Genomic DNA, 23,137 nt, shown 5'->3' with positions numbered 1-23,137 from the left:
CTCAATAGAGTTCCAGGTGCAGGCGCTGCTGCTCAATCAGCGTCTGCCACAGGTTTTCCGCCCCGCAGGCTTGCTCCAGCGCCGTCGCCACGGCATGTTCCAGATACTGGCGATTGCCGCACAGGTAGACATGCGCGCCCCGTTGCAGCAGGCCGCTGACGGCATCGGCGTGATCGTCGATGGCGTGTTGCACGTAATACTTGTCGGCGGCGTCGCGCGAGAAGGCCGTGATGAGCCGTGTGAGTACGCCCGTCGCGTTCAGCGTGACCAACTCCTCGCCATACAGGAAGTCTTCATCGCGCCTTTTCTCACCGAAGATCAGGACGGTTTCACGCCGTTCGCCCTGGGCGGCCATTTCGCGCAGTAAGCCAATCAACGGTGCGATGCCGGTACCGGTACCGATAAGCAGCACCGGCAAGGCGGTGTCGCGCGGCAGGTAAAAGCCGGGGTTGGCGCGGCAGAAGAGGCGGAAAGGGCCGGGGTGCTTGAGCAGCCAGCCGGTCGCCGTGCCGCGCCGCGTGCGGCCGCCGCGTTCATAACGCACGTCGCGCACGCACAGATCGAGGCTCTCTTCCCGCGTTGCCGAAGCGATGGAGTAGGCGCGCGGCAGGCAAATGGGCAGCAGCGCCAACAGGTTCTCCAGCGTGATCGCGTGCGGCGGGCAAAAATCGTGCAGCACGTCCAGCAGATCGGCGCCGTATAGATAACTCTCCAGGGATTTGCGCTGACGGATCTTGAGCAGGCTTTTGAGCTCTTCGCTGTCGGCCAACTGCGCCAGTTCGCGCAGCGTCGTTTTGCTGATCTGGCGCAGCTCCCGGCGCCGCAGTGCGTCGATGGCCTCCGGCCTGCCGAGCCACTCTGCCAGCCGGATCAATAATCCTTCGTCGTTCTCCGGCAACAGATAGACGGTATCCCCTGCCCGGTAAACGATGCCGCTGCCGGCGATATTCAGCCGCAGATGCCAGGCTTGCGGCGTGCGTGCGCTAAGCGGCCGCCGTTCGAGGAGGGCGGCGTTGAACGCATGGTCTTCACCGTAGGCGGTCACGCGCAGATGCAAATCGCGGCCCGCCTGGGCATCGCCGGCCAGCACCTTATCCAGCGTCGTTAGCCAGGTGGTGAAGAACCGTTCGACGTTAACGTCGGCGTCAACGCGATTGATGATGGCACGGGAGCCGTATTGCGTCAGGCGCGCATCCAGCGCCTGGGTAAACCCGCAGAAATGCGGGTAAGCGGTGTCGCCGAGACCGAAGATGGCGTAGCGCAACCGGTGGCGATCCGGCCATTGCGCCAGCGCGTCGGGGAAACGTTCGGCGTTGGCGGGCGGTTCGCCGTCGCCAAATGAGCTCGAGACGATCAGCAGGGCATCACGCTCGCCCACATCGGCGGGCTGGATGGCGTTGAGTTCTTTCACGACGGGGCGGTAGGGTTGCAGGCTGCTTTGTTCACCCAGGCGCATCGCCAGCGCCCGGGCGTTGCCCGACTCCGAACCGTAACCAATCAGGATGCGTTCGATAAAGTCGGCCATGGCGGTTACTTGTCGTAGTGGTTGTCGAACTGTTCTTTGGCGAATTCCACCGATTCGAAGTCGGTCATCAGATCGTTGATCACGCGGCGGATGCTGATATAGGCCTCGATATTGCCCTGGGCGTCATACAGCGGCTGCACCGTGGTGTCGACCACGTACAAGACGCCGCCCTTGCCGACGTTCGGGATGATGCCGGTCCAGATGCCGCCCGCCTTGATGGTGTCCCACATCGCTTTATAAACCGCTTTCGGCACGGAAGGGTGACGCACGATGCTGTGGGGCTGGCCCACCAGCTCTTCCCGGGAAAAACCGGTCAGCTGGCAAAACAGATCGTTGACGTAGGTGATAGTGCCCTGCAGATCGGTGGTGGAGATCACCATCACTTTATCGAGCGCGGCCAACAGCTGGGCGGAATCGAGGGTCTGACTCATGGTAGGTTCCTTCTCATTAAGTTCGCGGTGAATGCCACGGCGGATGTCATGTATCCGTCACGACAGCTTTGTAATTAATTCTCATTTGCGATGAATGGTAATCGGGAATTTTATAAGTTGCAATAATAATGCATCTTTATGGGCGCAAAGATCTCGACGAGGCGGGCAGGGGCGGTGAGGCCCGCGCCGGGTGGGCGGCGGGCCAATCGTGCGGCGTTTAGCGGGGGGCTTCGGCCCAGCCTTTGCGTTTGCTGGTTTTGCCGATGCCGGGGTTGAAGCTGTTGGTCGGATCGGCGGTGCGGTAGAACGCTTGCAGATCCGGTTTGGCGTGGTACAGGTGGCCGACGTTATGCTCCGCCGGGTACTCGGCGCCGCGCCGGTTGAGGATCTCGAGCATCTTTTCTTTCAGTGCATGGCTGTCCACGCCTTTTTTCACCACGTAGTCCTGGTGGAAGACGTGGCACATAAAGTGGCCGTAATACAGCTTATGCACCAACTGACTGTCGATTTCCGGCGGCAGCGTTTCGAACCAGTCGGTGTCGTTGCGGCGCAGGGCGATGTCCAGCGCCAGAATATCCTCCACCTTGTCGGCGTGCACCGCGTGGTAGCGCACGGCGGCGCCGGCGGCGGCGAAGCGGTGCAGGAAAGCCTTTTTGCCCTCGTCAGGCGTGCAGGCGAAGAAGGCACCTTCGGCCTGGGCGAAATAGTCGGTCAGGTAGCGCTGGGCCTCTTCCACGCCGGGGCCGGCCATCTTCAGCAGCAGATGGTGTTCGAAACGTTCGCGGTATTCCTTCATGCGTTTCGGCAGGTGGCTCGGCGCCAGATGGCTCAGGCCCTGCATCAGCCGATCGGTCAGGTTGTGCGGCAGCAGCGGCAGCTTGTTGAGGCTGGCGTCCATTCGGCCCTTCAGGGTGAAGAAGCGCGGCATCTGATCGGTGCCGAGCTTGTCGATCATCATGAAGGTGTCTTTGCCGTACACCTCGGCGATGTCGAAGATATCGCGGTGCATGTATTCACCGGCCACCGGCAGGTTTTCGAATTTGCTCAGCATGTGGCGGCGCAGTTCGGTCAGCACCGCGGTGTCGTTGGTGCCGATATAGAACACCTGCTCTTTGCCCTCTTTCTCGAAGGTGTCGAGCCGCACCGCGAACACCGCCAGTTTGCCGGCGCAGCCGGAGGCTTCGTACAGGCGGCGTTTGTCGGCGTTGAAGCGGGAAGGGGTGTCGGCGTCGACGTCGCGCACCCGGCTGGCGTACTCGTTATCCGAGGCGCGCAGCTCGCCGTATTCGACGTCGCTCGGGCGATAGTCGCCTTTTTCCAGCCGGGTGAGGATCTCTTCCGGCGTGTCGCCAAGCCGGATGCCCAGATGGTTCACCAGGCGCAGCTGGCCGTCTTCCCCTAACTGGGCGTACAGCGCCATTTCGGTATAGGCCGGGCCGCGTTTCACCAGCGAGCCGCCGGAGTTGTTGCACACGCCGCCGATAACCGAGGCGCCGATGCAGGAAGAGCCGATCACCGAATGCGGTTCACGGCCGTAGGGCTTGAGCAATTTCTCGAGGTGGTGCAGGGTGCTGCCGGGGAAGCCGACCACCTGCTTGCCGTTGTCCAGCACCTGAATATGGTCGAGGCGCAGGGTGCTGACGATGACGATATCGCGATCATAGTCGTTGCCGCTGGGGGTTGAGCCCTCGGTCAGGCCGGTGTTGGCGGCCTGCATGATGACGATTTTATCGGCGGCCACGCAGGCCTGCAGAATGCGCCACAGCTGCAGCAGGCTAGTGGGAAACACCACCGCCAGCGCCTGGCCTTCGCCGGAGCGGAACCCTTTGCGATACCGTTCGGTGTTGCGATCGCCGGTCAACAACTGCGGGCCGCCGACGATGTCCTTAAGCTGGTTGAGAAACGCCTGATTGCCTGACTGCATGCTGCCTGTCTCCCTGTCATCCCCGTCGCTTTAACCGCGGCGCCGGAGTGCCGCGCAGTCAGCTAAGAGGCTATCAATTAAATAAATTATCAAGCAATTAGCTTATTAAGCTAATGGCTTGCGGATTTAGTAGCGTTCGGCGTAACCGGCCCGACGCTCTTCGTCGCGCAGCGTCAGGATTTCCACGCCGTCGGCGGTGACCGCTACGGTGTGTTCCCACTGCGCCGACAGTTTTTTGTCGCGCGTCACCACCGTCCAGCCGTCTTTCTTCTGCTTGATGCGGCGGTCACCCTGATTGATCATCGGCTCGATGGTGAACACCATGCCTTCCTGCAGCGCCATGCCGCTGCCGGGTTGGCCGTAGTGCAGCACCGCCGGCTCTTCGTGCATGTCGCGGCCGATGCCGTGGCCGCAATACTCCCGCACGATGCTGTAGCCGGCCTGCTCGGCGTGGCGCTGGATGGCGTGGCCGATATCCCCCAGGGTCGCGCCCGGTTTCACCGCGCGAATGCCCTGCCACATCGATTCATAGACGTTGTTCACCAACCGTTTAGCCAGCGGCGTCACCTGGCCGATGCAGTACATCTTGCTGGAGTCGGCGATGTAGCCGCCGTTTTCCAGCGTGATGTCCACGTTGACAATCATGCCGGAACGCAGGATTTTGCTGGCCGACGGCACCCCGTGGCACACCACGTCGTCTACGGAGGTGTTGAGCACATAGGGGAAATCATACTGCCCCTTGCTGGCCGGGCGCGACTTCAGTTCTTCGACGATAAACGCCTCGGCGCGGTCGTTAATCTCCATGGTGGAGATGCCTTCGACGATGACCTCATCGAGCATAGCAAACACTTTAGCCAGCAGAGCGCCGGAATGGCGCATTTTGGCAATCTCTTCCGGCGTTTTAATCACAATCTGTTTCACCCGACAATCTCCTTCAGCGTCAGCGCATTATCTTTCATCATTTTTTTTACCAGTTGCGGGTAGGTCAGTTCCGGATGGAACTCCGCCAGCATGCCGATCTTGATCCAGTACTCGGCCTGCGCGTTGATCGAACGCGTCATGGTCAGGCTGGCGAGGCGCAGATCGTCATGCAGCGCGTCCGAAATTTTTACGATGCCCATCGGCGTCTCCATAAATGAACGATATACGAAGTGTATACGTTTTGGATGGTCGCGATGTGGCATTCTGTGGCGTAAGAAGATTCTGGTAACAACGATTGCCGCCGCCAGGCAATGCGTTTATTGTGATGAACGACTTTTTTGCCATGATTTTTCAGAAGGATTTAAGGCGTGACTAAACTACGTGTTGGGGTGATTTTTGGCGGTAAATCGGCGGAGCATGAGGTGTCGCTGCAGTCGGCCAAAAACATTGTGGATGCAATCGACAAAGAGAAGTTTGACGTCACGCTGCTGGGGATCGACAAACAGGGGCAGTGGCACATCAACGACGCCTCCAACTACCTGCTCAACGCCGAGAACCCGGCGCTGATCGCGCTGAACCGCTCGAACAAGAACGTGGCGTTGATCCCGGGCCAGGAAAAACAGCAGCTGATTGAAGCGGGCAGCGCCGGCGCGCTGGGCCAGCTCGACGTCATCTTCCCGATCGTGCACGGCACGCTGGGGGAAGACGGCTCGCTGCAGGGGCTGCTGCGCATGGCCAATATGCCGTTCGTCGGCGCCGGCGTGCTCGGCTCGGCGGTCAGCATGGATAAAGACGTGACCAAACGCCTGCTGCGCGACGCCGGGCTGGCGGTGGCGCCGTTCGTCACCCTGACGCGCGCCAACCGCGCCGGGTTCACGTTTGAGCAACTGAGCGAGCGCCTCGGCCTGCCGCTGTTCGTCAAGCCGGCCAACCAGGGCTCGTCGGTCGGGGTCAGCAAGGTGGAGAACCGCGCCGAGTTTGACGCGGCGGTGGCACTGGCCTTCAGCTTCGATCACAAAGTGCTGGTGGAGTCGGCGATCGTCGGCCGCGAGATCGAGTGCGCGGTGCTGGGGAACGACGATCCGCAGGCCAGCGTGTGCGGCGAGATCGTGCTGAGCGACGCTTTCTACTCCTACGACACCAAATACATCAATGAGCAGGGCGCTCAGGTGGTGGTGCCGGCGGCGATCGCGCCGGAAGTGAGCGACCACATCCGTGAGGTGGCGCTGAAGGCGTTCCGCGCGCTGGAGTGCTTCGGGTTGGCGCGGGTGGATGTGTTCCTGACGCCGGATAACCAGGTGGTGATCAACGAGATCAACACGCTGCCGGGCTTCACCAACATCAGCATGTATCCCAAGCTGTGGGCCGCCAGCGGCGTCAGCTACCAGGCGCTGATCACGCGCCTGATCGAATTGGCGCTGGAGCGCCACCAGCAGGATCGCGCGCTGAACAGTTCGGTGTTCGATCGCTAAACGCGGCAGGGGGCGGCGGTGCCGCCCCCGTCCATCACTTCAACGTCACGTCGATATCGCCGAAATACTTCTTCGACAGCGCCGTCACCGTGCCTTGTTGTTTCACTTTGGCGATGGCGGCATCCAGTTTCTTCTTCAGCGCCTCATCCCCTTTACGCAGGCCGAAGGCGATGCCTTCACCGAGGATCTTGTCGTCGCGCACCGCCTCGCCGACGAAGGCGAAGCCTTTGCCGTCCGGCTGTGACAGGAAGCCGCTTTGCCCCGAGGGCGCCATCACCAGCGTGGCGTCGAGCCGACCGGCCGCCAGATCGAGATACACCTGATTCTGATCCTGGTAAGACACCACATCCACGCCCGCCGGCGCCCAATGGGTTTTGGCGTAAATCTCCTGAATCGAGCCTTGCAGCACGCCCACGTGTTTGCCCGCCAGCGCTTTGGCGTCCGGCAGCAGGCCGCTGTCGGCCTTGGCGATCAGGCGGTTCGGCACCTGATAGATGGCGTCGGTAAAGGCGATCGCCTGGCGCCGCTGTTCGGTCACGTTCATCGCCGAGTTGATGGCGTCGAACTTGCGCGCCTGCAGCGCCGGGATCAAGCTGTCGAACGAGGTTTCCACCCAGCTGCATTGCAACTGCGCGGCGGCGCACACCGCGTCGCCCAGTTCAATGTCGAACCCTTCCAGTTTGCCGCTGGCGGATTTGGATTCGAACGGCGGATACAGCGCTTCCAGACCGAAGCGCAGGCTGTTTTCCGCCGCCAGAGAAGAGCCGGCGGCCAGCAGGCATCCGGCGGCGAACAGCGTTTTCAAAGCTTTCATAGGCAGTGCCCCTTTCCCATGGTCGGACAAAGAATTACACCTGGCTCAGGCGGCGCGCGCCTTCCAGCAGGGTCTCGTTATCTTTGGAAAAACTCAGCCGAATAAGGCCGGTATCGGTGCCGTCGCTGTAGAACGCCGACAGCGGGATCGTCGCCACCTTCGCTTCGCGGATCAAGCGCACGGCGAAATCATTGTCGCTTTCGTGACTGAAGCCGCTAAAGCGGGCCAGCATGAAGAAGCTGCCGCGGCTGGGCAGCAGCTCAAAGCGCGAATCCTGCAGGGCGCTGGCCAGCAGATCGCGCTTTTGTTGGTAAAACGCCGCCAGCCCCAGGTAGCTCTGCGGGTTGGCGAGCGCGGCGGCGAAGGCGTGCTGCATTGGCGTATCGGCGGAGAACACCATGAACTGGTGCACCTTGCGGATCTCGTCCATCAACGCCGCCGGCGCCAGGCAGTAACCGACGCGCCAGCCGGTGACGTGGTAGGTTTTACCGAACGACGACACGATCACGCTGCGTTCCGCCAACTGCGGGTAGCGCGCCATGCTGTGGTGAATATCGCCGTCGAACACCACATGCTCGTAGACCTCGTCGGACAGGATCACGATGTCGGTGTCGCGGGTCAGGGCGGTCAGGCGGTCGATATCCTGCGCGTCGAACACTGCGCCGGTCGGGTTGTGCGGCGTGTTGACGATGATCATGCGCGTTTTGCCGTTGATGGCGGCGGCCACTTCGTCCCAGTCGACGCGAAAGTCCTGCAGCGACAGTTTGATCGCCACCGGCGTGGCGCCCTGCAGGCGCACGATCGGCGCATAGCTGTCGAACGCCGGTTCGAAATAGATCACCTCGTCGCCGGGATGCACCAGCGCGCTGATCGCCGAGTACAGCCCTTCGCTGGCGCTGGCGATCACCGTGATTTCTTCGTCGGCGTCATAGCGCGCGCCATACAATCGTTCAGCTTTTTCCGCCAGAGCAGCACGTAACGCCGCCACGCCGCTCATCGGCGCGTATTGGTTATGACCTGCGCGCATGGCTTGCGCCGTTGCCTCGATCAGCTGCGGGTCACCGGCGAAGTTGGGCGCGCCCTGCGACAGGTTGAGGGCCTGATGTTCGGCGCTGAGTTGGCCAATGACGGTGAAAATGGTGGTGCCGACGTCCGGCAGCTTCGAGCGGGATGAGCAGGCGCTCTGCATGATGGGCTCCAGGCAAACAGGGAAGTGTTGAGCGATTAAGCATCAGGCGGCGTAGGCGGACAAGGGAAAGTTTGTCATACTTGTCATGCACTACGATCATACCTAATCGAGGCACGCTATGCCGATATCCCTGCCGTCGCTCGACGTATTGAAAACCTTTGTGGTGGTGGCGCAACGCCTCAACTTTACCCATGCCGCCCGGCAGCTGCACCTGACGCAGGGGGCGGTCAGCCGGCAAATTCTCGGGCTGGAACAGCGTCTGGGCTATCCGCTGTTCAGCCGTCAGGCGCGCGGTTTGGCGCTGACGCCGCAGGGCGCGCAGCTGCTGGCGCCGGTACAGCAGGCGCTGGGGCAGTTGGATGAAGCCCTGACGCGGGCCGCCGCCCCGCCAGGGGCGCTGCGCATCAAATGTCCGACCTGCGCCATGCGCTGGGTGCTGCCGCGCATCATTCGCCTGCAAAATGAACGGCCGGACATGCATATCGAGCTGACCGCCTCGGTGTCGCACGGCCTGGATTTCAGTACCGAGCAGTTTGACGCCGCGGTGGTATTCGGCCGGCCGCCGGGTAAAAAGCTGACCGCGCACTTGCTGTTCGACGAAATCCTCACGCCGGTCTGCACGCCGACGTTCCTGCCGCCGGCAGCCCGGTTGACGGATTTGACGGACAAAACCCTGTTGCACCCGACACGCGATCGGCGCGACTGGCTGCGCTGGCTGAAGGCGGCGGGCGCCGATGCGTTGCCGTCCGGCAAGGCCCAGCATTTCGATACCCTCGATCTGGCGATGAGCGCCGCGCTGCAGGGATTCGGCATCGCCATCGGCGATCTGTGCCTGCTGGAGGAGGATATTCAGGCGCAGCGCATCGTAACGCCGTTCCCGCTCTGCGTCAGCAGCGGCGCGGCCTATTATTTGGTCTATCCTGAACGCACGGTAGCGCCGCCGACGTTAACCGCGCTGGTCGATTTTCTGGCGGCGGAGGCTGCCGACAGCCGCACCCGGCTGCAGAATTACCTGCCGATAACCTGTAATGCTTTGTAAACATTACCGATGCGAATTCCCTTGGCGATGAAACAGAGTGTGGCAAACTGTTTCTTCACTCCGATTAAACTCCGCGGCGTTGGCGGCGGAAACACGCCTGAGATAAAACAAGATGAAATGGCTTTGTGTGGTGAGTATGTTGTCCGGTCTGGCCCTCAGCCCGGTTTTTGCGCAGGAAACGCCGATAACGCAGGGCATTCACGCCCAGCAGCGCGACGCCTTCGTGTCCAATTTGATGAAGCAGATGACGCTGGAAGAGAAGATTGGCCAGCTGCGGCTGATCAGCGTCGGGCCGGATAACCCGAAAGAAGCGATCCGCGAGGGGATCCGCAAAGGGCAGATCGGCGCCATCTTCAATACCGTCACCCGGCCGGATATCCGGGTGATGCAAGATCAGGCGATGCAGCTCAGCCGCCTGAAAATCCCGTTGTTCTTTGCCTATGACGTGGTGCACGGCCAGCGCACCGTGTTCCCGATCAGCCTGGGGCTGGCGGCCAGCTTCGATCTGGAAGCCATCGCGCTCAGCGCCCGGGTCGCGGCGCAAGAGGCCAGCGATGACGGCCTGAACATGACCTTCGCGCCGATGGTCGATATCACCCGCGATCCGCGCTGGGGCCGGGTCTCCGAAGGCTTCGGCGAAGACACTTGGCTGGTCTCGAAAATCGCCAAGGTGATGGTCGACGGTTTCCAGAACGGCGATCCGGCCAAACCCGGTTCGGTGATGGCCAGCGTCAAGCACTTTGCATTGTACGGCGCCGTCGAAGGCGGCCGCGATTACAACACCGTCGACATGAGCCCGCTGCGCATGCATCAGGACTATCTGCCGCCTTACAAAGCGGCGGTGGACGCCGGCAGCGGTGGAGTGATGGTGTCGCTCAACTCGGTGAACGGCGTGCCGGCCACCGCCAACCCGTGGCTGCTGAAAGATCTGCTGCGCGAGCAGTGGGGCTTTAAAGGCATCACCATCAGCGACCACGGCGCGATTAAGGAACTGATTAAGCACGGCGTGGCCGCCGACGCGCGCGACGCGGTGCGCCTGGCGATCACCTCCGGCGTCGACATGAGCATGAGCGACGAGTTCTACGACAAATACCTGCCGGGTCTGGTGAAGGACGGACTGGTGTCTGAAAGCGATATCGACCGCGCCTGCCGCGACGTGCTGAACACCAAATACGACATGGGGCTGTTCACCAATCCTTACGTGCATCTGGGCCCGGCGGGTTCGGATCCGCAGGACACCAACGCCGAAAGCCGTCTGCACCGCGCCGAAGCGCGGGTGGTGGCGCGCAAGACGATGGTGCTGCTGAAGAACGATAAGCAGACGCTGCCGCTGAGCAAGCAGGCGACCATCGCGCTGGTCGGGCCGATGGCCGACAGCCAGCGCGACGTGATGGGCAGTTGGTCAGCCGCCGGGGTGGTCAAGCAGTCGGTCACCCTGCGCGAGGGGCTGGAGCGGGCGGTGGGCGACAAGGCGCGCATTCTGTACGCCAAGGGCGCCAACGTTACGCAGGATAAAGGCATCATCGATTATCTTAACGAGTATGAGCCGGCGGTGGCGTTCGATACCCGTTCGCCGCAGCAGATGATCGACGAAGCGGTACAGGCGGCGAACAAGGCCGACGTGGTGGTGGCGGTGGTGGGGGAATCGCAGGGCATGGCGCACGAGGCCTCCAGCCGCGCCGACATCACGATCCCGCAGAGCCAACGCGATCTGATCGCCGCGCTGAAAGCCACCGGCAAGCCGCTGGTGCTGGTGCTGATGAACGGCCGCCCGCTGGCATTGAGCTGGGAGAGCGAGCAGGCGGACGCGATGCTGGAAACCTGGTACAGCGGCACCGAGGGCGGCAACGCGGTGGCGGACGTGCTGTTCGGCGATTACAACCCGTCGGGCAAGCTGCCGATGACCTTCCCGCGCTCGGTCGGCCAGATCCCGATGTACTACAACCACCTGAACACTGGCCGGCCGTTCGGCAAGGAGAACCCGGGCAAGTACACCTCGCGCTACTTCGATTCGCCGAACGGCCCGCTGTATCCGTTTGGTTACGGCTTGAGCTACACCACCTTCAGCCTGTCGGATCTGAAGTTATCCAGCCCGACGATGGCGCGCAACGGCAAGTTAACCGCCAGCGTCACGCTGAAGAATACCGGCAAGTACGACGGCGCCACGGTGGTGCAGCTGTATCTGCAGGACGTCACCGCGTCGGTCAGCCGCCCGGTGAAAGAGCTGCGCAACTTCAAGAAAGTGACGCTGAAGGCCGGTCAGTCGCAGCAGGTTGAGCTGCCGATTAGCGAAGACGATCTGAAGTTCTACAACGCCAGCCTGAAGTGGGGGGCGGAGCCGGGCAAATTTAACGTGTTCGTCGGCCTGGATTCCGACAACGTGCAGACGCAAAGCTTTACGCTGAAGTAACCTTTTCCCCCTCTTTCACTGCGGTGGGAGAGGGGGCATCCATCCCTTTCCGCTAACGTCACCGGAGCTTGCCTCATGAAACGCTATCTGGACTGCAGCGCCAGCGATCTGGCCGATATCGGCAAAGCCGATCTGCTCTACGCCATCCGCGCCAGCGAAGGGCGCATCTTGGTCAGCGAAACCATCGCGGTCACTCAGCCGCTGCTCAATAACGTCACCAACGCCGAACTGGCGGCCAGCCAGGGCGCCGACCTGCTGCTGTTGAACCTGTTCGACGTCGATCGTCCGCATATCGCGGGCCTGCCCGCCGACGTGCCGCCGCAGGAGGCGCTGCGCACGCTGCAGCGCCTGACCGGGCGGGTGATCGGGGTGAACCTGGAGGCCGTCGATCCGGCTTTCGCCAGCGAACATAACGACTTTTGGCAGATGACGGCGGGCCGCGCCGCCACCGCCGAGAATGCGCGCAAGCTGTATCAGCTCGGCGCGCGCATGCTGGTGCTGACCGGCAATCCGAACAACGGCGTCAGCAATCAGGCGATCGCCGCCGCGCTGAAAGCGATACGCGATGAAGTGGGCGACGAGATGGTGCTGGTGACCGGCAAGATGCACGGTGCCGGCATTGTGCGCGAAAGCGGCAGCCAGCTGATCGGCGAGCAGGACATCGCGCTGTTCGTGGAGAACGGTGCGGATATCGTGCTGTTGCCAGCGCCGGGTACCATTCCCGGCATGTCGCAGGAGAAAGTGGCGGCGCTGATCGCCTTTGCCCAGCGGCAGGGGGCGCTGGCGATGACAGCGATCGGCACCTCGCAAGAGGGGGCCGACGTGCAGACCGTGCGGCAGATTGCGCTGATGAGCAAAATGGCCGGCGCGGATCTGCACCATATCGGCGATACCGGCTATTTGGGGCTGGCGCTGCCGGAAAACATCTTCGCCTACAGCGTGGCGATTCGCGGCGTGCGCCACACCTACAGCCGCATGGCGCGTTCAATTAACCGCTGAAATGGCTGCCGCTTGCGGGCTTTTCTTCCGATAGGCAACACTCGCAACGCATAGCCTAATAACGCCGGCAGACAAAGGTCGGGCTTTGAAGCGTACTGACCACATACAGGTTGCCGAGTACGTGTTCGATGGCGACATGGTAGGAGATTCGGGGATCTTCCGACTGCAAAAAGGTCGCCCAAAGGGGGGCGGGAACCGTATCTCCGGCATGTTTACGGTCGGCGGCGAATCGTAGCGTGTACCCATCGCCGCCGCCATCCTCTTCAGCCGCCTCATCGCCGGGGGTGTCATACACATAGTGAAGTTCGCGGTTCAGCACATAGGTCTTTTCTTGTCGCTCGATAAAGCCATTGAGCCTGATAAAGCCAGTGCCGTTGTGGTAGAGGAAAAAATACATCTTTGCTTTTAAAACCGCGGCGGGCTCCATGGCTGGGCCATAGCGGTTGCGCGCGGTGATCTCCGCTTCGCAACGCAGTAAGGTTTTAGGATGGTGCGACAGCTGGACGACCTGGCTTGCCAGGGGCGCCATCAGCAATAACAAGCCGACGATAAAGCGTGTTTTTTTATTCATGGCGTCATACCGTCAGTGTTTTTGATCGTGCGGCACCGGCCATATTGACCGGGTTGCGCCAGATTGCAGATGGCGATGAAGGTGATCTGAAAAGGAAGGTTGGGGTTGGCGATTTTGGTGTAGAACAGATCGGCGGGCGTTGTGCCGCAGTCGGTCGCTTCAGCTTTCAAGGCAGCGGCAATTTGCGCTTGCGTTTCACGCCGGTCGTTCAGCGCGGCGGTTTCCAACGTAAACACGTTGCACTGCTCATGGCGATAAAAAAAATCGACCCTGGCGTTTTTGAACGCGTGAACCGGCCGGTTGAACCACAATAAAGCGCAGACGAGGCTAAAGCACGCAATCATCATCAATGCTGCGGCAAGGGGCGCTTTATTTGCCTGGCAGATATTCCCACGCCGTTTTAACAGCACGCTGGCCCGGGTCAACAGGGTGGGAATAACCGCTTTTTGGTTGTCCGGTGAGCGCATGTTTTCGCATGAGGTAATTTCCGCTTCAAGAATGAACCCCAGTTTGGGGATGGTAATAATGATTTGCGGATCCAGCACCAGCGACTCAAACGCTTTTCTTATCTCACTGATGCAACCATTCAGATTATTGTTTGAACCCACAAAGCCATTATCTTCCCAGACCCGCTGCATCAAATGCCTGCGGGTGAGCATCTCTTTATGATGGGTAACCAACTCTAACAACAAGCGGGTGGCAGGGTTAGATAACGGCATAAAAGATTCCCGTTCATTGATGATGAACAATGCGCGTTCGGCAGGTGAGAAAATAATCATCTGATTAATGACGTATTCCATAATGTGCTGCTTGCCCTTATAGCGACGGCGAAATTTAGCGAGGACAGAGTTATCTATTATTTTTCACCCGTCAAGATGATGGCGATTTTTTCATGTTGTGAAATTTTTGGCGAAAGTTCAAACGTACGGGGGGCGCCAGTTTTATAATATTAGGTTTTCTTTGTTTTGGTTTTTAATTCCTTATTTTTATTATCTTTAGGAATTAAAAACTGTTTTTATGGTTAAATTTAATACATATATCTTGATTTTGGCTGCGGCGATACTATGGAACTCGCTGGGAAATGCGACAGGATTTTGCCGGTAATCCACGTTTAAATTGCGGGCTTTCTTTGCTTGAAGCCTGAATGGCCAAGAGGAAAAGGTATGTTTAAAAGAAACTGGACGCTTTTACGCTACAGGCGAAAGCTTTTTGAAGCTATTCAATCTGTCGGGATTGTGATGGCGATAATTACCGGGCTGGTGTTGCTGACAGGCATTTCTTTTATTGCAATTGAAAAATGGCTTAGCCTTTTCTGATGGTTTTTCAGATAGATATTTTTGGATGAAATTATTATGTCTATTCCATGTTTAAAGTTCATGGTGATGGTCTATGTCAGCGTATTGATTTTGTTGGGTGGCTATATTTATCACTATGATATGAACTATTTCTCGCTGACGTTTCCATATTCTCTTGTGATTGGGGTTGTGCTGTTTGCTTTATTGGGCGTCGGCGGCGCGCTCCTTTTTTTGCGAAAAGCGTGGGGGATGACCCCCGCGTGTTTTTTCTTTGCGCTGGGCGCGGTGATATTGCTGCTGCCCCTTTTTTATTCTCGTGCCGAGTGGGGCGTGCTTACCGTCGGGCGAATGGCCTGCCTGTTTGGCAGTTGGATTATTTACTTTATCCTATTGCAATATCGGGTCATGCAACACGTGCGTATTGCGTTTATCTATACGCTGGTATTAGCCGCAGCCGTGGGAGGCATTTGGCTTTTTTCCTCCCCGGCCGAGGCGGCGGCGGGCTATGCCGGCAGCGGGGGGCGTTGGCCGGATGCCGCGAGCAGTTTATTGGCGAGCGGATTATTGGCGGGATGGGGTCTGACGGTGTTGCCTCGGTTCCGCATGTTGCGCCGAGATAACGAGCGATGGCGTATTTTACTCTTGCTGCCGCTCTTGATCGGTTTATCCGCCGCGCTGGGCTGGGGGGCATCGCAGACCGTTTGTCTCAGCGTGCTATTGGGTGCCGCGCTGTTGACCCTGATGTTTGTGCGCAGATACCCGCTGCATTGCGTGCTCGCGCTGCTGATGACGGCATTGGGATTCTGCCTGGCGATATTGGCGGATGAATTGAACGCCGGCGTTCGTTTGTCGAACGCCGCGCCGTGCTGCGATACGCTGCTTGATTCGCTGGCGCTGGTGGTAGAGCGGCCCTGGTTAGGATGGGGCTATGGCCGATTCGAGCATGGCTTTGAGCATTTACAGGCCCATGCGCTGCCCGCGGTGGCGCGGGCAGGCGCAGCGCGGCAACCCTATAATGAGCTCCTGCTGTGGTGGATAGAAGGCGGCGTCGTTGCGTTGGCGGGCATGCTGTGCCTGCTGGCGGGCGTGGCGGCGCTGGTGCGCCAAACATGGCGACGGGAGCGCATCGCCGCCCGCTTGCACAGCCCGGCCGCCGGGGAAGAGGCCGCGTTGGCGACGAGCGGCATTCCCTTGCTGCTGTGCGCGCAGTTTTCCTACCCGTTCGGGCTGTCGCTCATCCAATGGGCGGTTTTGACGCTGCTGCTCGTTACGTTGGATGGGCGCAGCAGGCTCAATGCCGGCCGGTTTTGCCGGTTTGTTTTCGCGCGGAGGGAAACGGCGTGAACACGGTCATCAATATCGCCTTCCTGGATATCGACCGCTTTTTTGTCGCCGGGGCGTATCGGGCGTTGAGCGACTATTTTAGTGAACGTGGCATCGAGGCGCGCTGCAGCGATCCGATGAATGCCGACCTTGTGTTCCAGGCGATCGCCAAAGGCGACATGGCGCGTTTTTGCCATCCTCCCCATGCTCCTCACGCCCTTTATCTCGCCGTTTACGATCTCAGAGAAGCCCGCATTCGCGCCATTTCGGGGTGCCTGAGGGAAGCGGGCAGGGTGTACCGCAATGAAGGCGTCGCAAAGCTGTTGCACACGGTAGCGCGGGTGATAAAAGGCCGAACCGGCGGCGCCTGCGGTTTTTCTTGTTGCGCCTGGTGCCAGCCGTTGCCATTGACGCCGCAGGAAAAACAAGTGATGCGTTACCTGAGTTGGGAAATGACGCCGACCGCCATTGCCCGTCGGCTTCGGGTCAGCATCAAGACGGTGAGCACGCATAAACGGGCGGTGATGAGAAAGATGCATTTTCAGCGCGATGCGGAGCTTTACCGCTGGTTGCGTCTGGGGGGATTCGGTCAGGAAAATGGCGATAGCCACGTCGTCTGAGCGATGGCATGGCAGGTCCGGGCCTGGCGGCCCGGAGCGACTTACCAAAACAGCGGCGTGGTGCTTTCGGCCAGAAACGCCAGCAGCGTTTCATTGACCGCCGCCGGATTTTCCTTGTTGCTGATATGCCCGGCGTTGGGGATCAGCACATGTCGGCAGCCGAGAAGATCCGCCATGCGCTGGCCTTCCGCCGGTGGGCGCGGCTTATCCTGCGCGCCGGTGATGACGATGCTGGCGGCGGTGATGTGTTCCAGCAGCGCCAGCTTGTCGGGGCGGCCGAAGATCATCCGGCCCAGCGGCACGATGCTTTCGCGCAGGCGCTCGGCGGGCAGGCTTTGCAGATGGGCCAGCAACGGCTGCGACAGCGCAGCGGGCACTTCGTCGGAATAGAACTGCGCGGCGATATATTCCAGCAGCGGCGGCGTGATGGCGCCGGCCTGTTCCACGGCGGCCAGCATGCCCATATAGCGCTGCCGTGCCTCTGGAGTTTCGTCGCCCAGGTAGCTGTCCAGCAGCGCCAGCACTTTCACCCGCTCCGGCGCCAGCGCCGCCAGTTCGGCGCCCCACATGCCGCCGACGGACAAGCCGACGATGCCGAACTCTTCAATATCCAAATGATCCATCAGCGCCAAATGATCGGCGGCGATATCCGACAGGCTGTTTCGCCCGGGTGGCAGCGCCGGTGAATCGCCGTGGCCCCAGAGATCCGGTACGATCAGGCGGTAGCGTTTAGCCAGCGCTTCGAACTGCGGCGCCCACATATTCAGATCGAACAGATAGCTGTGGCCCAGCAGCAATGGAAAGCCTGAACCTACGTCGAGATAATGCAGGGATTTGCCCATCGTTGGCATCTTATCGGTTCCTTATATAAAAAGAGTCCCGGCTGCTTATATCACACTCATATTCAACCCACGGTATTAATTTACCTTAAATTACTCAGGTGGAGGCTTATTTTTAATTATCCATTGCTAACAAGACGTCAATAAAAGGTGACATTAAGGATAATATTCTGGTCGATGCCGGAGCCTTGGTTTAAGCTGGCGCTCCTTTCGGTATGGAATAGATAAACAGGGAGTCGCGATGAAAAGACTTTTCAGACTATTAATTATTTTGCTTGTCATTTTGCTGCTGGCGGCGGTGCTGTGGTGGTTCTTCGGGCGTGGCAATCCGAATGCGCTGTGGCAGATAGTCAGCCAACAGTGCGTGCCCAATCAGCAGCAGAACCACGATCCTGCGCCCTGCTTAAAGGTGGATTTAACCGAAGGATATGTGCTGTTTAAGGACAGCAAGGGCCCTTACCACGATCTGGTGATGCCGACCGAAAAGGTCAGCGGCATCGAGAGCCCGATATTGCAAGCGGATCGAACGCCGCCTTATTTCGCCCAGGCCTGGAATAACCGCGAACATATATCCAGCGAGCTGGGTAAACCGTTAAAAGACGCATGGGTTTCTCTGGCGGTCAATTCGAAATATGGCCGCTCTCAAAATCAGTTGCATATTCACGTTGCCTGCTTGCGCCAGGATGTCTATAACGCGCTGGGGGAACAGGCTGAGCAATTAGATCAACAGTGGCGGCCGCTGGCGGTGAAATTGGTCGGCCATCAATATCTGGCCAGAAAATTGGCGGGCACCGATTTAACCCAGGAAGATCCTTTCCGCTTGTTGCAAAACTACGTGGTCGAACAGGGCGACAGCATCGGCAATTACGGCCTGGCGCTGGCGGTCAGCCCGCAGGGCGAGATGCTGCTGTTGGCAAACCGTTTGAAATTGACCGATCTCAACCTGGGGTCGGCCGGTGAAATTCAGGACTACCGGTGCGAGGTCGCGGGGAACTGAGTTTTTCTTATCGCTCCCCGTCGTTGGGGAGCGTACGCCGTGCGATACAAACTAACCAAATGTATTAACTCGCTTTTATTTTATTCTCCCTCATCTGCTTGATCCTGTTCTCATGTTTGATCTACTATTTGTTTGCACAAGCAAATAAATAATCGAGAGTAACCCGACATGTCACAACCACGCAAACTTCCTGCTGCACTGGGCATCCATCTGGATGTGACCAATCGCCTGTGGCGCACGGCGATGGACCAGTCGGTGAAAATGACCAATCTGACGCGCCCGCATTGGCTGGCGCTGAGTGCGATTGCCGATCTGGGGGATGGCTGCACGTTGAAAGACGTTTCGCAGCATTTGAACGCCGAAGTCTCGACGATGTCGCGCGCGCTGCTGTTTCTGGAAAAAAATCGGCTTATCGCTCGCGATGCTCTGTCCGAAGATAAGCGCGCCAAAGGGGTGAGAATGACCGAGGCCGGGCAGGAGATGCTGGCGCAGTTGGATCATTCCAGCCAGCAAGCGCGGCAAAAACTGCTCAACGGCATTTCGGCCAACGATCTGGAGGCTTTTTACCGCGTATTGTTTGGCATCAAGCATAACGCGATAGCGATGCTCGAACAGGAAAATCTGTTGCCGGACGAGTTTGCTCTTCTGGCGGAGGAGCGAGCGGGGGCGATGAAGCCGGAAGGTGAAGCGTGAACGGCCGCTGGCGGAGAGCACAACAGCTGTGCGTTATCGCGTTGGGGATCTTCTCCTGCTCGGTCTTCGCCAGCCAGAATGACCAACAGGTCATCGCACGGGGAAAATATCTGGCTACCGCCGCAGATTGCGCGGCTTGTCACCGCGGCAGCAATCAACAGGACGCCCCCTATGTCGGCGGTTATGCCATCGCGTCGCCGATGGGCGACATCATCGCCAGCAATATCACGCCCGCCAAAGGAACCGGCATTGGCGACTACAGTGAACAAGAGTTTCGCCGCGCGTTAACGCAGGGCATTCGGCGGGACGGCCAACCCTTATATCCCGCCATGCCTTATACCGCTTATCGGGGGCTGAGTGATGACGATCTGCACGCGCTGTATCGCTATTTTATGGCCGGTGTCGCACCGGTCGATCGTGCGGTGCCTGAGACCCAACTGACGTTCCCTTTTTCCTGGCGTTATGCGATCCACGGCTGGAACTGGCTGTTTCTGAAAAAGACGCCCGTCGATGCAGACGAGAGGAAGGCGCGTGGCCGCTATCTGGTGGATGTGTTGGGGCATTGCTCGGCGTGTCACAGCCCACGTAACGGGATGATGGCGGAACGCGGCGATCGCTATCTGGCAGGAGGAGAAGCCGGCGGTTGGATCGCACCGAATATCACCTCGGATCCCGTGAGCGGCATCGGCGGCTGGAGCCAGAAAGAATTGGTGCAGTATCTGCGTACCGGCCGCAATGACAAAGCTCAGGCTGCCGGCGGCATGGCGGAGGCGGTGGAGCATAGCCTGCGTTTCCTGAGTGACGACGACCTCGGCGCCATCGCCGATTGGCTTAAACAAACGCCGCCGATCGTCACCGTACAAGGAACGAAAGCGGCCTATCAATATCAGGGGGGCGGTAAAGGCCGTGCCGCCGGACAGGCGCTGTATGCCGTTTCCTGCGCCAGCTGCCATCGTCTGGGCGGCGAGGGGGCTTATGACGGCCATTTCCCTTCTTTGACGCACAACACCACCGTAGGCAGCGAACGGGCCAATAACCTGATCATGGTGATGCTGTATGGCGTGCAGCGTCAGGGGGAGACGCTGCAGACCTGGATGCCGGGGTTCGCCGATAGTCTGGATGACCGGCAACTGGCTGAATTGGGCAATTACGTATTGCAGCAATTCGGCAATCCGGCGGTCAGGATAACGCTGGAGCAAGTGGCTCTGCAGCGGGCGGGCGGTGAAAAACCGCTGTTGATTACGTCATTGCCTTATGTGTTCTGGGGCGGCGTATTGCTGGTATTGATCGTCATTGGGGCGTGGGTGAAACGTCGGGTGAAGCACTGATCCAAGAGAGGATGGCATGAAGTTCAATCTGAACGGCCAGGCGGTCGAATTTAACGGCGAGCCGGATACGCCGCTGCTGTGGGTGATCCGAGAACATTTTAAATTAACCGGCACCAAGTTCGGCTGCGGTATCGGCGCCTGTGGCGCTTGTACGGTACATGTCGACGGTAAGGCTGTGCGTTCATGCTGTTATCCGCTGCAATTGGTGCGCGATCGGCAGGTGACCACCATCGAAGGGCTGTCCATCGATCGCCGTCATCCGGTGCAGCAGGCCTGGATTGCGGAGGACGTGCCGCAGTGCGGCTACTGCCAATCAGGCATGATCATGGCGGTCAGCGCGCTGCTGGCGGAACACCCGAGGCCGGACGATCGGCAGATAGATACGGGCCTGACCAATCTGTGCCGCTGCGCCACTTACCACCGGATCCGTGCGGCGGTGCACCGCGCCGCCGACAAGGGAGAACCCTGAGTATGGCGATCACCCGCAGAACCTTGATAAAAGGCAGCGCGTTGGCAGTGGCCGCCATGTTGCTGCCGATATCGACGCGCAGCCTGGCGGCCGTGGTTTCACAAGACGTGGCGCCACCGGACAGTCAGCATGAATTGAACGATTGGATCTGGATCGACCGCGATGGGCGCATCGTCATCGGCGTGTCGCAATGTGAGGTTGGGCAGGGGATTTACACCGGCCTGGCCGAAGTGGTGGCGGCGGAGATGGATGCCGATTGGGCGCAGGTGACGGTGAAATTCGTCACCGGCCGTGACGCTTACCGTCAGGTTGCCGGGGGCGAGGCTTTCGCGCAGTTTGTCGCCGCCTCAACCTCCATGACCAAATTTTATCAGCGTGCCCGGCTGGCCGGCGCACAGGCGAGAGATTTCTTTCTGCGGGCCGGCGCAAAACATTTCGCGCTTTCACCATCGCAGTGCCGCACGGAGAAAGGCTGGGTGCTTGAGAAAGGCGGGAAGCGCAAGGTCGCCTATGGCGATTTGGTGCGCTATGCCGCCGAACTGCCGTTGGATCCGCAGCCTGCTTTAAAGAGTGAGGCACAAGAGCAAGAGAGTTTCATTGGCAAGCCGCTGTTGCGGGTCGATACGCCGGAGAAAGTGGACGGCAGTGCGATTTACGGTATCGATATCGACTTGCCGGAGATGTTGATCGGCGTCCCCTGGATGGTGCCCGATCTCAGCGGAAAGCTGGTCGCCGTACGTAATGAACGGCAGATTCGGGCCATGCCGGGCGTGGTGGATCTGGTGCTGACCCGACAGTGGTCGATGAACAACATGGTTGGATTGGATCACGATATGTCGCTCAATACGGTGATCGTGGTGGCGGCGAGCTACTGGCAGGCCAAAAAAGCGGCGGATTTGCTGGAGGTCGACTGGCTGCCGGGCGCAGGAAAAGCGCTGACCGGCAGCGTGATTGCGGCGGAGAATCTGACGATGCTGGATGGCGATACGCTGGTGCCGGCGGTCGATCGCGGCGAGGCGTCGGCGTTGATTCGTGGCGCTGAATCAGGTTCGCGCTTGCATGAGGCGCGTTACAGCGCACCTTATGTGGCGCACGCCACCCTGGAGCCTTGCAATGCCACCAGCCATTACGGCGAGGGCCGTATCGAAACCTGGGGCCCTTTCCAGGGGCAGGACATGGTGCGCAACGTTCTGGCGAAAATGTTCGGGCTGAAGCCGACGGATGTGGTGGTGAATACGACCTATCTGGGGGGGAGCTTTGGGCGCAAATATCTGCCGGATGCCGTGATGCATGCTACCGCCGCCTCCCGGGCGGTGGGGAAACCGGTCAAAGTGGTCTATCCGCGCGAGATCGACATGCGGCATGAATACTATCGTCCGGCCTGCATCAGCCATTATCGGGCGCTGTTGGATGAAAACGGCTACCCGCAGGCGCTGTGGGCGCGCTATGCCGGGCAGTCGCTCTTCTGGCAAATGCGGCGCGAAACGGTCAACGAGGCCGGGGGATGGGATGAAAGTATGGTGGAGTGCGTTTACAGCACGCCGTATCGCATCCCTCATCTGAAGGTGGAGGCCGGCATCGTCGAACAGCCGATCTCCCTGAGCTATCTTCGCGGTGTCGGCAGCGTCGCCAGTCTGTTCTTTTTGGAAAGCTTTATCAGCGAACTCAGCCATAAGTCCAACCGGGACGAGTATTCGTATCGGCGGCATCTGTTGCAGGACAGCCCGGAAGCGTTGCGCGTCCTGGACGCCACCGCCACGGCGGCCGGTTGGCAGCATGAACCGCCGTCGGGCGTTTCTCGCGGTATGGCGTGCAATATTTGGGTCGGCCGCAATAATGCTTTCACCACCTACGTCGGTTTGGTGGTTGAGATCGCCATTCAGGAGGGGCGACTGCGGGTGCTGCGCGCGGTATGTGCGATTGACTGTGGCAAGGTGATAAACCCGAACCTGGTGCGTGCCAACGTAGAGGGCGGCATCGGCTTTGCGCTGACCACCTGTCTGCACAGCGAGCTGCATTTTGAACGGGGCGGCGTGGTGGAAGGGAATTTCGATCGCTATCCGCTGCTCGCGATCGCCGAAATGCCCAAGGTGGAGGTCGTGATACTCGACAGCGCGCGAGCGCCGCAGGGATGCGGGGAAGTGTCGACTGCGGTGGTCGCCCCGGCGATGGCCAGCGCGCTGCATAAGGCCACCGGCAAAACCTATCGTACTATGCCGTTCCCACGCGAGTTCTCGTCGGTGTAACGGCCCGCCGGCTCGATCAGCCGGCGGCTGCC

General features: G+C 59.8%; 22 protein-coding genes. 12 read left to right on the top strand and 10 right to left on the bottom strand.

The window, feature by feature from the left end; translation table 11 throughout:
- Position 1: 1 nt before the first annotated feature.
- The 5 genes from J0X03_RS17095 to J0X03_RS17075 form a co-directional block, all read right to left on the bottom strand.
- The gene (locus J0X03_RS17095) at positions 2–1,525 is read right to left on the bottom strand and encodes a flavodoxin domain-containing protein (protein WP_142075163.1); all 1,524 of its coding nucleotides are present in this window, start codon (positions 1,523–1,525) and stop codon (positions 2–4) included.
- A gap of 5 nt (positions 1,526–1,530) precedes the next feature.
- Positions 1,531–1,956: a PAS domain-containing protein gene (locus J0X03_RS17090; protein ID WP_023447580.1), complete on the bottom strand. Its 426-nt coding sequence runs from the start codon at positions 1,954–1,956 to the stop codon at positions 1,531–1,533.
- A 217-nt stretch (positions 1,957–2,173) separates the two neighbouring features.
- Entirely contained in the window at positions 2,174–3,880 is a 1,707-nt protein-coding gene (gene dld / locus J0X03_RS17085; RefSeq protein ID WP_122004567.1) for a D-lactate dehydrogenase, read from the bottom strand.
- Positions 3,881–4,006: 126 nt separating this feature from the next.
- A complete protein-coding gene (gene map, locus J0X03_RS17080; protein WP_033642282.1) occupies positions 4,007–4,801 on the bottom strand; it encodes a type I methionyl aminopeptidase in 795 nt (264 codons plus the stop codon).
- Positions 4,798–5,001 (bottom strand): ParD-like family protein, encoded by a 204-nt coding sequence (locus J0X03_RS17075; RefSeq protein ID WP_006324220.1) that lies wholly within the window; start codon positions 4,999–5,001, stop codon positions 4,798–4,800. The genes map and J0X03_RS17075 overlap by 4 nt, the downstream gene beginning before the upstream one ends.
- A gap of 168 nt (positions 5,002–5,169) precedes the next feature.
- Between J0X03_RS17075 and ddlA the strand changes: the two genes are divergently transcribed.
- Positions 5,170–6,273 carry a D-alanine--D-alanine ligase gene (gene ddlA, locus J0X03_RS17070; protein ID WP_015377061.1) on the top strand — a complete coding sequence of 368 codons (1,104 nt, stop codon included), beginning with the start codon at positions 5,170–5,172 and terminating at the stop codon, positions 6,271–6,273.
- Positions 6,274–6,307: 34 nt separating this feature from the next.
- On the opposite strand, the gene J0X03_RS17065 is transcribed toward ddlA, so the two are convergent.
- Positions 6,308–7,087 (bottom strand): ABC transporter substrate-binding protein, encoded by a 780-nt coding sequence (locus J0X03_RS17065; protein WP_147837737.1) that lies wholly within the window; start codon positions 7,085–7,087, stop codon positions 6,308–6,310.
- A 34-nt stretch (positions 7,088–7,121) separates the two neighbouring features.
- Positions 7,122–8,276, bottom strand: a complete 1,155-nt coding sequence (locus J0X03_RS17060) for a methionine aminotransferase (protein ID WP_021503974.1) — start codon at positions 8,274–8,276, stop codon at positions 7,122–7,124.
- A gap of 118 nt (positions 8,277–8,394) precedes the next feature.
- Between J0X03_RS17060 and J0X03_RS17055 the strand changes: the two genes are divergently transcribed.
- The 3 genes from J0X03_RS17055 to J0X03_RS17045 all read left to right on the top strand — a co-directional run bounded on the left by J0X03_RS17055 (position 8,395) and on the right by J0X03_RS17045 (position 12,724).
- Positions 8,395–9,315, top strand: coding sequence for a LysR substrate-binding domain-containing protein (locus J0X03_RS17055; RefSeq protein WP_101453393.1), 921 nt, complete (start codon positions 8,395–8,397; stop codon positions 9,313–9,315).
- Positions 9,316–9,427: 112 nt separating this feature from the next.
- Positions 9,428–11,725, top strand: a complete 2,298-nt coding sequence (gene bglX, locus J0X03_RS17050) for a beta-glucosidase BglX (protein ID WP_069100129.1) — start codon at positions 9,428–9,430, stop codon at positions 11,723–11,725.
- Between the two features lie 75 nt (positions 11,726–11,800).
- On the top strand, positions 11,801–12,724 hold the full coding sequence (locus J0X03_RS17045; protein WP_042783918.1) for a DUF7916 family protein: 924 nt from the start codon (positions 11,801–11,803) through the stop codon (positions 12,722–12,724).
- 55 nt (positions 12,725–12,779) lie between these two features.
- Here the strand turns inward: J0X03_RS17045 and J0X03_RS17040 are convergent, their stop codons facing one another.
- Together J0X03_RS17040 and J0X03_RS17035 are read right to left on the bottom strand one after the other, a co-directional pair.
- Positions 12,780–13,295: a hypothetical protein gene (locus J0X03_RS17040; RefSeq protein WP_089194415.1), complete on the bottom strand. Its 516-nt coding sequence runs from the start codon at positions 13,293–13,295 to the stop codon at positions 12,780–12,782.
- On the bottom strand, positions 13,292–14,095 hold the full coding sequence (locus J0X03_RS17035; RefSeq protein ID WP_160204099.1) for a winged helix-turn-helix domain-containing protein: 804 nt from the start codon (positions 14,093–14,095) through the stop codon (positions 13,292–13,294). The genes J0X03_RS17040 and J0X03_RS17035 overlap by 4 nt, the downstream gene beginning before the upstream one ends.
- A 363-nt stretch (positions 14,096–14,458) precedes the next feature.
- Between J0X03_RS17035 and J0X03_RS17030 the strand changes: the two genes are divergently transcribed.
- From J0X03_RS17030 to J0X03_RS17020, 3 genes are read left to right on the top strand one after another with little or no spacing between them, the layout of a single operon-like run.
- Positions 14,459–14,611, top strand: coding sequence for a hypothetical protein (locus tag J0X03_RS17030; protein ID WP_154582434.1), 153 nt, complete (start codon positions 14,459–14,461; stop codon positions 14,609–14,611).
- A gap of 21 nt (positions 14,612–14,632) precedes the next feature.
- Positions 14,633–15,934 (top strand): O-antigen ligase family protein, encoded by a 1,302-nt coding sequence (locus J0X03_RS17025; protein WP_160204100.1) that lies wholly within the window; start codon positions 14,633–14,635, stop codon positions 15,932–15,934.
- On the top strand, positions 15,931–16,533 hold the full coding sequence (locus J0X03_RS17020; RefSeq protein ID WP_160204101.1) for a helix-turn-helix transcriptional regulator: 603 nt from the start codon (positions 15,931–15,933) through the stop codon (positions 16,531–16,533). Before J0X03_RS17025 ends, J0X03_RS17020 begins: the two co-directional genes overlap by 4 nt.
- A gap of 41 nt (positions 16,534–16,574) precedes the next feature.
- Here J0X03_RS17020 and J0X03_RS17015 read toward each other — a convergent pair whose 3' ends face one another.
- The gene (locus J0X03_RS17015) at positions 16,575–17,375 is read right to left on the bottom strand and encodes an alpha/beta fold hydrolase (protein ID WP_080280887.1); all 801 of its coding nucleotides are present in this window, start codon (positions 17,373–17,375) and stop codon (positions 16,575–16,577) included.
- 238 nt (positions 17,376–17,613) lie between these two features.
- On the opposite strand from J0X03_RS17015, the gene J0X03_RS17010 reads away from it, so the two are divergent.
- The 5 genes from J0X03_RS17010 to J0X03_RS16990 all read left to right on the top strand — a co-directional run bounded on the left by J0X03_RS17010 (position 17,614) and on the right by J0X03_RS16990 (position 23,105).
- Complete coding sequence (locus J0X03_RS17010) at positions 17,614–18,369, top strand: CDP-diacylglycerol diphosphatase (protein ID WP_033642291.1); 756 nt, start codon at positions 17,614–17,616, stop codon at positions 18,367–18,369.
- A 168-nt stretch (positions 18,370–18,537) separates the two neighbouring features.
- Positions 18,538–19,062: a MarR family winged helix-turn-helix transcriptional regulator gene (locus tag J0X03_RS17005; RefSeq protein WP_080273375.1), complete on the top strand. Its 525-nt coding sequence runs from the start codon at positions 18,538–18,540 to the stop codon at positions 19,060–19,062.
- On the top strand, positions 19,059–20,390 hold the full coding sequence (locus J0X03_RS17000; protein ID WP_160204102.1) for a c-type cytochrome: 1,332 nt from the start codon (positions 19,059–19,061) through the stop codon (positions 20,388–20,390). The genes J0X03_RS17005 and J0X03_RS17000 overlap by 4 nt, the downstream gene beginning before the upstream one ends.
- 16 nt (positions 20,391–20,406) lie before the next feature.
- Positions 20,407–20,859 carry a (2Fe-2S)-binding protein gene (locus J0X03_RS16995; RefSeq protein WP_033642292.1) on the top strand — a complete coding sequence of 151 codons (453 nt, stop codon included), beginning with the start codon at positions 20,407–20,409 and terminating at the stop codon, positions 20,857–20,859.
- A gap of 2 nt (positions 20,860–20,861) precedes the next feature.
- Positions 20,862–23,105: a xanthine dehydrogenase family protein molybdopterin-binding subunit gene (locus tag J0X03_RS16990; RefSeq protein WP_160204103.1), complete on the top strand. Its 2,244-nt coding sequence runs from the start codon at positions 20,862–20,864 to the stop codon at positions 23,103–23,105.
- The last annotated feature ends 32 nt before the right edge of the window (positions 23,106–23,137 follow it).

The organism is Serratia ureilytica (assembly GCF_017309605.1).
Taxonomy (GTDB): Bacteria; Pseudomonadota; Gammaproteobacteria; order Enterobacterales; family Enterobacteriaceae; genus Serratia; species Serratia ureilytica.
This window is presented reverse-complemented; position numbering and strand designations above follow the sequence as displayed.